The 10,757-nt window shown below is 44.5% G+C and carries 7 protein-coding genes; 2 read left to right on the top strand and 5 right to left on the bottom strand.

Annotation, left to right across the window (positions count from 1 at the left end; genetic code table 11):
* From BCU75_RS24175 to BCU75_RS24165, 3 genes are all read right to left on the bottom strand, one after another.
* A partial coding sequence (locus BCU75_RS24175; protein WP_102475308.1) for a FimV/HubP family polar landmark protein occupies positions 1 to 3,556 on the bottom strand: 3,556 nt, incomplete at its 3' end.
* A gap of 207 nt (positions 3,557 to 3,763) precedes the next feature.
* Entirely contained in the window at positions 3,764 to 4,777 is a 1,014-nt protein-coding gene (locus BCU75_RS24170; RefSeq protein WP_076674391.1) for an aspartate-semialdehyde dehydrogenase, read from the bottom strand.
* 12 nt (positions 4,778 to 4,789) lie between these two features.
* Positions 4,790 to 5,923 carry a 4-phosphoerythronate dehydrogenase gene (locus tag BCU75_RS24165; RefSeq protein WP_102475307.1) on the bottom strand — a complete coding sequence of 378 codons (1,134 nt, stop codon included), beginning with the start codon at positions 5,921 to 5,923 and terminating at the stop codon, positions 4,790 to 4,792.
* A gap of 48 nt (positions 5,924 to 5,971) precedes the next feature.
* On the opposite strand from BCU75_RS24165, the gene BCU75_RS24650 reads away from it, so the two are divergent.
* Complete coding sequence (locus BCU75_RS24650; RefSeq protein ID WP_102475306.1) at positions 5,972 to 6,313, top strand: hypothetical protein; 342 nt, start codon at positions 5,972 to 5,974, stop codon at positions 6,311 to 6,313.
* Between the two features lie 140 nt (positions 6,314 to 6,453).
* Here the strand turns inward: BCU75_RS24650 and fabB are convergent, their stop codons facing one another.
* The gene (gene fabB, locus BCU75_RS24155) at positions 6,454 to 7,665 is read right to left on the bottom strand and encodes a beta-ketoacyl-ACP synthase I (RefSeq protein WP_010436883.1); all 1,212 of its coding nucleotides are present in this window, start codon (positions 7,663 to 7,665) and stop codon (positions 6,454 to 6,456) included.
* Between the two features lie 128 nt (positions 7,666 to 7,793).
* On the opposite strand from fabB, the gene mnmC reads away from it, so the two are divergent.
* A complete protein-coding gene (mnmC, locus tag BCU75_RS24150; protein ID WP_102475305.1) occupies positions 7,794 to 9,869 on the top strand; it encodes a bifunctional tRNA (5-methylaminomethyl-2-thiouridine)(34)-methyltransferase MnmD/FAD-dependent 5-carboxymethylaminomethyl-2-thiouridine(34) oxidoreductase MnmC in 2,076 nt (691 codons plus the stop codon).
* Between the two features lie 256 nt (positions 9,870 to 10,125).
* Here the strand turns inward: mnmC and BCU75_RS24145 are convergent, their stop codons facing one another.
* The gene (locus BCU75_RS24145; RefSeq protein ID WP_102475304.1) at positions 10,126 to 10,647 is read right to left on the bottom strand and encodes an NADPH-dependent FMN reductase; all 522 of its coding nucleotides are present in this window, start codon (positions 10,645 to 10,647) and stop codon (positions 10,126 to 10,128) included.
* Between the last annotated feature and the right edge of the window lie 110 nt (positions 10,648 to 10,757).

The following is a 10,757-nucleotide window of genomic DNA, read 5'->3' as shown; positions in this document are numbered from 1 at the left end:
GTTGAGAATCAACAGCAGGAGCAATTGGTTCTGGTATTACTTCAACATCAGCTTCAGCATCGGCTTCTGCCAATGCGTCTTCTTCATTAAACTCAGGAAGTTCGAAGTCATCAAACGAGAACTCTTCTTCGCTGTCTTGTCCTGGAACTTCAGCTTGTTCCGTAGCTTCAATTTTCGGTGCCGTTTCTGCTTTAGGTTCAGCGTCTAGTTGAGGTTCAACAGCAGGAGTAACTGGGTCTGGTATTACTTCAACATCAGCTTCAGCGTCCGCTTCCGCCAACGCATCTTCTTTAGCTGTATCGTCTCCAATCAGCCAATCATTGTCTTCTGGTACACCGAACTCATTTGGAATGATTTCTGGCATATGTGCAGCACGGACTGGCTCTGGCTCTGGCTCTGGCTCTGGCTCTGGCTCTGGCTCTGGCTCTGGCTCTGGCTCTGGCAAGGATTCAACGATATTTTCAAGTTCATCGCTACCTTGAATTTTCGGTTCAAAGTCAAAATCAGAGTCTATATTCGCAGGAGATTCAACATCATCAATGGCTTCGGCTAACCAATCTTCTACCGTTTCTTCATCGTCTTCAGAGATATCATTTAAAGACGACGGCAAAGCTTGATCTTCAGTACTCGCAGCGATGTCTTCACGCTGATCTTGTACGTCGGCTTCTTTCGGTTCTAATTCTTGTTGCTCAGTGTCTTCTTGAGTCGGCTCTTCAAAAACTGGTTTGTCAAAGTCAGAATTCTCAGAGAGCAACGAGTCAATATCCAGTTCATCATCTTTAACAGACGACACCGCTTCTTCTGGTGATAATTCATGACTATCAGAAAGGGACGTTTGTTCTGGCTCCAAAGCACTTTCGATTGATGCTTCAGCTGACTCTTCAGTAGCTTGCAACGAATCGCTGTCATCAGAAGTCATCAACTCATCAATCAATGCTTCATCTGTTGTTTCTAGTGCGTCATCAAGCAACGCATCCGTTGCAGGCGCTACACCAAACAAGTCATCGATAAAGTCATCACGATTAAAGGCTTCATCATTTTCTGGCTTAACATCAGCACCGTCTTGAATCAGTTCCGAATCTAATGAAGCATCACCAACAAGTTCAGGTTGTGGTGTTTCAGTAATGTCCGTTATTTGCTCAAGCTCGGCTTCAGAAGGCTCTGACGTTAATTGAGTATGTTCAACATCTGAATCCTTGATAAGGTCGTCGCCGGCTTTATCAGAACCAAAGGTAGCATCTAGCTCTTTATCAAACGTCTGCTCTTCTGATTCAAGCTCGTCTTCAATGCCACTTGTCAGTAAATCATCAAACGGGTCTAAAGATTCCGATTTTGGTGAATCGGCTTGGTCCGCTGAAAGCGCATCATCCGATAGTTCACTATCAAGGAAATCATCAAGTAAGTCGGTGCTCTCTGCGTCGAGTTCGAAGTCATCATCAGAATCTCCGATTAATTCATCCAAAGTTTCCGTGCTGTCTTCTGCAATGTTTAGCTCATCATCAGTCGATAAACCAGAAAGCTCTTCAAGTTCGGATAAGGCATCAAAACCTAAAGGCTCACTTTCAGATTCATCATCCGATTCATCGCCCAGCATGTCATCAAGGAGGTCGGTCGAGTTACTTAGGTCAACGTCATCCCCTTCCAACTGCTCATCAAGCAGGTCAACGCTGTCTTGAGTCTCTTCATCAACGATTGGCTTATCAAACTGAGACAGGATGTTTTCGATATCATCATCAGACGCCAAACCATTGTTTAGGTTCGTCGCTATCTCATCGTCGCTATCGAGGTTGAAAGGATCATTCGCTTGCTCGTTCTGAGCGGTAACCTGAGCAAAGATGTCATCAATATCATCCTCTACACTAGGAGCTGCAGATTGAGTTGTCTGTTGTTCAGAGATCAGAGCATCAATATCAAAGTCGTCATTGCTTATGTCCGAAGGCGTAGCATCGCTTTGTTGTTCTGAGATAAGCGCATCGATATCAAAATCATCGGTTATTGATGTGTCGACACGAGAAGTAGAATCATTTTGCTCTTCCGAAATCAAAGCATCGATGTCGAAGCTATCATCATCTTCGTCATCGAGAGAAAACAGATCATCTAATAAAGACTGGTCTAATTCGTTAGAGCCTAAATCTTCAGTCTCGGATTCTTTAGATAGCAGTGCTTCAATGTCATCAGCAGACATTGCGTTATCATCTGAGAGATCAAAATCGACTTCATCGGTATCAAGTGCGCTTTCTGCGCTTTTATCGAGCGCGCGCTCCATCTCTTCAAGACCAAGCGCTTTCTCTTCACCATTAACACTGATGCCATTGCTGCTGTCCAAGTCCAGATCATCAAAGTTAGTGTCTAAATCACCATTTTCGCCAATGCTCGCAAATGGGTCATCATCTTCACCGTCGAGATTGAAATCGAGATCAGATTCATCCAATCCTGCAAATACATCGTCTTCTTCAGCAAGAGCTTGGTCGTCAAACAACTTGTTGGCATCATCTTCAGAGCCAAACAAATCATCGTCTAAAGACAGCTCATTAAGGTCGTCCATCTCGTCGCCCAATGTAATAGGCGCGACGCTGCTTGGTTCAGGCTGAATCGGTTGCTCTTGAGTGGTTTGCTGTTGTTCTTCATTTTTAGAACGACGGCCAATCAACATCACGATGATCAAGCCAAGTAGAAGACCCGGAATAATCGCAAGAGCCGCAACTAACCAGCCATTAGATAACAGTTCATCCATGGCACTTGGTGCCATTTTTTCAATTTCGGCGTTCTTTCTACGTTCTTCATCAAGCAGCTTTTCCACTTCACTACGAATGCGGTCTTCATCACTAAGCTCTGTTTTTAGCTCATCCACTTCCAATTGAACATTCGACAACATCAAACGAAGTTGGTGATTTTTTTCTTCAAGTGACAGTAACTCAGTTTCTGAAAGCTCTAACTGCTTCTCAAGGTGGTTCATTTCCTTAGCACCCGTTAGCGGCTTGTTACTCACTACCTCTTGATTACCAATTATCGATTTTTCGACAACTTTAGGTTCGCTAGCCTTGGCTTTGGGTTGTGCATTTTTAGGCGCTACATCTGGTCGACTTTGCGCTACTTTAGGTTTTGAGGCGGTAGGCTTTGTCGCAGGAGCATCAAGCTTAGCAAGGTGCGAGTTCATGATGTTGATGGCTTGCTGCGTCGAACTTGCACGTGCTTGCTCTAAAGAAGGCACACGTAAATTACTGGCAGGCAGCAGGCTATGGATATTCTGGTTTTCAAATGCTTGTGGGTTTAAGCGATAAATCGCCAACAACGTTTGTTGGACTGAAACGGAGTTATCAGGGCGTAACCTTGAAGCAATAGACCATAGCGTTTCAGAGCCACGAGTTGGGCCATAGAAACGAGAAGGCTCAGCGCTATTCAATTGCGCTCTTTGAAGAGGTTCTGAAAACGTAGGCGCTGATTGTATCTGGCCATTAGGCCCTACAACTCGAATGGAATCTGCACGAACAACGGAAATCTGAGTCGCAATGATAAAGGCAAAAGGCATTAACCACGGCTTGAAAAATTGAAACATAAAAGGCTCAGCTAGGTGCTTAAATTCGGAAAAGTGATGATCTATTAAATATATCGGATAAATGACGTAAAACTATAGAGATGAAAACAAAAAATGTGTTGCAGCAACAATATTCGCAGCAATTTCACACAATTTGACTAACAATATTTTCAATCGATTAAAAAAGCCCCACTAAAGAGTGAGGCTTGATAATCAAAGCAATGAAGCTTAGAAGTAATCGCGAATCAAAACTTCAGCGATTTGAACTGCGTTCGTTGCTGCGCCTTTACGTACGTTATCAGCTACTACCCACATGTTCACACCGCTGTGATGGCTAATATCGTTACGAATACGACCAACCATTACGTGGTCTTTACCACCAGCATCACGAACCTGAGTTGGGAAGTCTAAAGCTTGAAATACTTCAACACCTTCCGTGTTCTCTAGAAGCTGAATAACTTGCTCTGCACCGATTGGCGCGCGAGTTTCAACGTGTAGAGATTCAGCGTGACCGTAGAACACAGGAACACGAACACAAGTCGGGTTCACCGTGATTGACGAATCAGCAAAGATTTTCTGAGTTTCCCAAACCATCTTCATTTCTTCACGTGTGTAGCCGTTCTCTGTAAATTCATCAATCTGAGGAATACAGTTGAACGCGATCTGCTGTGAGAATGCTGACTTGTCAGCTGGCATGCCGTTAAGAAGCTTAGCGGTTTGGCCTGCTAGCTCATCGATACCCGGCTTACCTGCACCAGACACAGATTGGTAAGTAGAAACGTTAATACGCTCAAGACCTACTTCATCGTGAATAGGTTTAAGTGCTACTACCATCTGAATAGTAGAACAGTTAGGGTTCGCGATGATGTTGCGGTTACGGAACTCAGCAATCGCTTCAGGGTTCACTTCTGGCACAACCAGAGGAACATCGTATTCATAACGGAAACGTGATGTGTTATCGATAACAACCACACCTTCGTCAGCGGCGATTGGAGCCCAACGTTCTGAAAGCTCGCTACCTGCAGAGAAAAACGCAATATGTACTTGAGACCAATCGAAGTCTTCTACGTTTTGTACTTGTATTGTTTTGCCGTTAAAACGGGAAGTTTTGCCTTCACTACGTTCACTTGCTAGTAAGTGCATTTCACCGACAGGGAATTTACGCTCTTTAAGTACTTCAAGAATGGTTTCACCAACCGCACCAGTCGCACCTAAAATAGCAATATTAAATTCTTGGCTCATTGTTTCTCTCTTTTATAAAGTTGGCTTTACCATAAAACCGAGTTTAGATAACGGCGTTAAATTACAAGATTCATCGCCCGTTAACTCGACTGCACTGTACTCTCTACGGTCCCAATATTCTTTACGCATCTTGTCAAAAGAACCCGGCGTAGAGATATTGCGACGGAATAAGGCGTCGTCTTTGCGCACATCATAGATCAACTGAGTCAAATTGTGCAGTGTTGCTTCATCCCAAGCTCTATCTAATTTCATTTGAGGCACTGGGGCTGTCGGCAGAAGATCGCTTGCATAAGCACGCTGTTCAGTACCTAAAAACTCGCAATAACTGTTGAAGATCATCGTGGTACCACGTGCTTTACCCTCTAAACCGTAGCCCGCTACGTGAGGAGTTGCAAAAGCAAGCAGTGGAAGCAGCTCAAAATCGACTTCAGGTTCAAACTCAAACACGTCAAGAACGGCAGTGAAACCGTCAGCTTTTTGCAGACGAGCTTTTAGCGCTTGGTTATCAACAACAGGGCCACGAGCCGCATTGATCAGAATTTGATCAGCGCGTAAGCTGTTCAGTACTTGCTCATTGATTAAGTGGTGCGTTGGAAACTCACCCGTCTTAGTGATTGGCGTATGCAGAGTGATTACATCCGATTGCTCAAGCAGTGTCTCTAATTCTGTAAACTCACGAGTATCACCCTCTTGTAGTTTGAGAGGATCGTTCAGCAAGACTTTAATGCCAATACCTTCAAGGCACTTCGCTAAATAGCTACCCACTTGGCCACAGCCGATAATACCGACCGTTTTTTCGAATACAGAGAAACCTTGTTGCTGCGCAAGCACCATCATTGCGCTGAAGGCATACTCAGCCACACCCACCTTGTTACAGCCAGGCGCCGCAGTAAAGAAAATGCCACGCTCTTTCATCAATTCTTGGTCAACGTGATCCATACCAGCCGTTGCGGTTCCAACAAACTTAAGCTTGTTCGCTTTGCTGATCAGCGCTTCATTGACCTTAGTCACGGAGCGAATCATCAGAGCATCTACGTCAACAAGATCGTCAGCGGTTAGCGTTCGACCGGACTTCATTGTCACTTCACCTAGCTGGCTAAAAAGCGCTTCAGCATAAGGCATATTTTCATCGATTAAGATTTTCATTGGGAAGGTACTTTCGTTGGGGTCTGTCGACCTTAAATGTGAATTGAAATGATTGTGCAAAATTCCACACACGGTGTCGAGTCGCAATTGGAATACATTATAAATAAAGGGCTGAATCGCCGAGCCTGCACATACAAGAACAGAAATATGAGCCAATATCTAAAATCAAAAAGCAAAAGTCAGAAGACTAAAACGAAAAATGCCCGATTGAATAAACAATCGGGCAAACATCCAGAACAAAAGGATCCTATCTCGCTCTCCAGGAGACAGAGTCTTGCGTCTGTTCAACCAGTACTAACCAAAGTCACTACTGATCAAGCTCTGGAAACCTTTCAACTTTTAAATCTTGATTTAAAAAGCTATTTTCTAAAGCGAAGCTTACAAAGCTAGGGTTTAAAAACACGCTTAAAACCATATTTATAAAAGCTATGTTCTGATGGTCATGATTACTGGGTGACCTGTGCGTGTTGAATCTGCACTCACGTCACCCATTAACGATTAACCTTTTATTAATTTAACCTTGGCTTCAATTAGCCTTGGTATTTTTTGATTACTAGCGTTGCGTTCGTACCACCGAAACCAAAGCTGTTAGACATAACCGTTGTTAGCTCTTGTTCACGAGCTTCCGTTACGATGTCTAGGCCTGCGCCTGCTTCGTCTAGGTTTGCAACGTTAATGCTTGGTGCGATAAAGCCGTTATCAAGCATTAGTGTTGAGTAAATTGCTTCGTGTACACCAGCTGCACCTAGAGCGTGACCTGTCATCGCTTTAGTTGCTGAGATTGCAGGGCTGTTGCCGCCAAAGACTTCTTGGATTGCACCAAGTTCTTTAACGTCACCAACAGGAGTTGAAGTACCGTGAGTGTTCACGTAGTCAACGCCATCAACGTTTTGCATTGCCATCTTCATACAACGAACCGCGCCTTCGCCAGAAGGAGCAACCATGTCGTAGCCATCTGAAGTTGCGCCGTAACCCACGATCTCGCCGTAGATTTTTGCGCCACGAGCAACAGCGTGCTCAAGTTCTTCGATAACTAGCATGCCGCCGCCACCAGAGATAACGAAACCGTCACGGTCTGCATCGTAGGTACGAGAAGCCAATTCTGGAGTGTCGTTGTACTTAGTAGAAAGTGCGCCCATTGCGTCGAACATCATAGTCAGAGACCAATCCAGTTCTTCACCGCCACCAGCGAATACAACGTCTTGTTTACCCAGTTGGATAAGCTCCATTGCGTGACCAATACAGTGTGCAGATGTCGCACATGCAGAACTCATAGAGTAGTTCACGCCACGGATTTTGAATGGTGTAGCAAGACAAGCAGAAACCGTAGAAGCCATTGTACGTGGAACCATGTATGGACCAACGCGCTTAACGCCTTTTTCACGGATGATGTCTACAGCGTTAACTTGGTTTAGAGATGAAGCACCACCTGAACCCGCAACGATACCTGTGCGGTCATTAGATACTTGGTCTTCAGTTAAACCAGAGTCAGCAATTGCTTGCTCCATTGAAAGATAAGCGAATGCCGCTGCATCACCCATAAAGCGCATTTTTTTGCGATCGATATGGTCAGCAGGGTTCATTTTCAGGTTACCCCAAACTTGAGAGCGCAAGCCATTTTCCTTGAACTGCTCTGAAGCGGTAATACCTGATTTACCCTCTTTCAGTGATGCTAAAACTTCTTCGACGTTGTTACCGATACTTGAAACAATACCCATACCGGTGATTACGACTCGTTTCATGTGACATTCCTATAATTCTAAATTCAGCTAGATGATAACTAAGAAGCCTAACAAAAGTGGTCAGCTTTCCTAGAAATTCGTACAATCCCTACCAACATATCGCTTCAAATCACAAAATGATAGATTTTATGACTTCAATTACTAATGCAGAACTGGAATGGAATGAGTCTGGCACGCCAGTTTCAGACCAATTTGACGACGTTTACTTCTCTAATGTTAACGGTTTAGAAGAAACTCGCTACGTCTTTTTAAAACAAAACCACCTTCCAGAGCGTTGGGTTGAACATCAACAACGCCGTTTTGTGATTGCTGAAACCGGTTTTGGTACAGGTTTAAACTTTCTCGCAGTCTGGCAATGGTTCGATGCTTTTCTTAAAGATAACCCACAAGCTATGACCAAAGAGTTACATTTCATCAGTTTTGAAAAATATCCTTTAAATAAAGATGATCTGATCAAAGCGCACCAATCTTGGCCAGAATTAGCCCAGTATGCGACGCAACTCCAAGAACACTATCCGATTGCTCTGCCTGAATGTCACCGCATTGTGTTGGGCGATGGCGCGATCACTCTCGATTTATGGTTTGGTGATATTAAAGATTGTATGCCAAACGTGCCGACCCCGCAGGAAGGTTTGGTTGACGCTTGGTTCTTAGATGGCTTTGCGCCAAGTAAGAACCCTGAAATGTGGAATCAAAACCTATTCAACGGCATGGCCAAACTGGCAAAACAAGATTGCAGCTGTGCAACGTTTACCGCTGCCGGCTTTGTTCGACGCGGTTTAATCGAAGCCGGCTTTGCAATGAAAAAAGTTAAAGGCTTTGGTACTAAGCGGGAAATGATTGCAGGTCGCCTTGACGAAAAGCACGCTCACACCAACATTAAACCTTGGTATGGCCTAGCTCAACACAGTGATTCACAAGATATCGCCATTATCGGTGGTGGTGTTGCCAGCGCTGCGCTCGCAAAAACGTTAAGCCGACGCGGTAAAGACATCACGCTTTATTGTGAACACCAACAAGCCGCTGGAAATGCCTCTGGCAACAATCAAGGTGCCATTTATCCGCTACTCAGCGAAGCGACATCGAATGTCTCAAGAATATTTGGTCCGGGCTTATTGTTTGCCCGCCAATTTATTAATCAAGCAGCACAATCAGTAAACTTCGATCACAACTGGTGTGGCGTGAATATCTTGATGTGGGATGAAGGTTCAACCAAAAAGCTCAACCGTATGTTGGAAGGCAATTTCCACACAGACTTGATTCAGCGCTTAACGCCTGAACAAGCGAACGAAAAGATTGGCTTACCTGTTGATAAAGAGAGTGTTTACTTCCCTCTGGGTGGTTGGTTAAGCCCTCTTCAGCTTACTCAAGGTTTGATTGGTAAGTTAGAAGAGACCAACCGAGTAAGCGCACACTATCAACACCAAGTTACGCAACTTGAATGGTTAGAAGCAGAGCAGCAATGGTTGCTGACGATTGAGACACCTCAAGGTGAGATTAAAACCAAGCACGACCAGGTGGTTGTCGCGAATGGACACAAGTTCACCCAATTTGAACAAACTCGCCCTGTACCTCTGACGCCAGTTAAAGGGCAAGTGAGTCATATCCCGACCACAGAAAATCTCAGCCAGCTAAAAACTGTGTTGTGTTTTGATGGTTACTTAACGCCACAAAATCCAAATAACGGCCACCACTGTATTGGCGCAAATTACGATAAAACCAATATCGACCAAGAATTTGATATTGAGGTTCAACAACATAATGGCGAGCGCTTAAACGGCTCGTTGCCGGATCAAGCGTGGACCAAAGATGTCGATACCAGTGGCAACTTAGCGCGCCAAGGTATTCGCAGTGTAAGTCGAGATCACCTACCATTCGTCGGTAATGTTGGTAATTTTGAATCCATCAAAGAGCAATATCAGAATCTGCACAACTTTAATCCGCAGCGTGACGCTATCGACAGTATCGAACCTGTTACCAGCTATCCGAACTTGTTCTGCTTTATCGGTTTAGGTTCGCGTGGTTTGAGCTCTACTCCTCTTTTAGCAGAAGTCTTAGCCTCACAAATTTGTGGCGATCCTCTACCTCTTCCGGTTGATGTGCTCGAAGCCATTCATCCAAGTCGAATGTGGATTAGAAGATTACGTAAAGGCAAAGCGTTAACAGAAGGTTGGGTTTCAACGAAACAAGCCAGTGCGGAATAGTCGATTCTAAACTAGGTCTAAATATTCAAATAAGTATTCGGCCGTGTTGATCTTACGAGCTAATTTTTGCAGCGAAAGGCCAACATGACCTAGTACGACCCACAAAAAAGCCCGAGCATCTCTCAATGCTCGGGCTTTGTTTTTCTAATCTTGTTTACGTCGCGGCTTCATATTCTAGAGCAGTACGTTACTTTGCAGCGGCTCGTAACTTTACATCAGCTTGCTACTTTGCAGCTATTCGCTTTACTTTCCGCTTTTACAGCTTAGCAATCGCGTCTTTAATTTGAGCGGCAATCTCTTCGTTGCTAATGGAACCTGACTCAAAATCAAAGTTATCGTAGAAGCTAGGCACTGAAAGCGATGCTTTAACGTTGCCACCAAAGTACGGAGCCGAAGCTGTCGCTGCGCCAAGTACTGTTTGTGCGCCACCTGGGCCTGGTGATGTCGCTAGGTAAACCGCAGGCTTCTCACCAAACACTGAACGTTCAATGCGTGTCGCCCAGTCAAATAGGTTTTTGTACGCCGCAGGATAGTGGCCGTTGTGCTCAGCGAAAGAGATAACAAATGCGTCCGCTTCTGCTAGGTCACGCAAAAAAGCTTGAGCGCCTTCCGCTTGGCCAATCTCTTTTTCAGTGTCTTCACTGAACATAGGAACGTTGTAGTCGTTGATGTTTAAAACTTTGACTTCAGCACCTTCAATCAAGTTAGCTGCGTAAGTTGCTAGAGTTTTGTTGATAGAGGTAGAGCTGGTGCTTGCGCCGAATGCGATAACTTTCATGATGTGACCTTTCTGTGATTCCGTTAAGTGGGATTAGAATAACGTAGTCAGAAAATGGAACCATCACAAGGATTGAACGGACTCATTCAAAAATTTCGAATGAGTCTCAA

It is taken from the genome of Vibrio splendidus (assembly GCF_002873455.1).
GTDB lineage: Bacteria > Pseudomonadota > Gammaproteobacteria > Enterobacterales > Vibrionaceae > Vibrio > Vibrio splendidus_J.
This window is presented reverse-complemented; position numbering and strand designations above follow the sequence as displayed.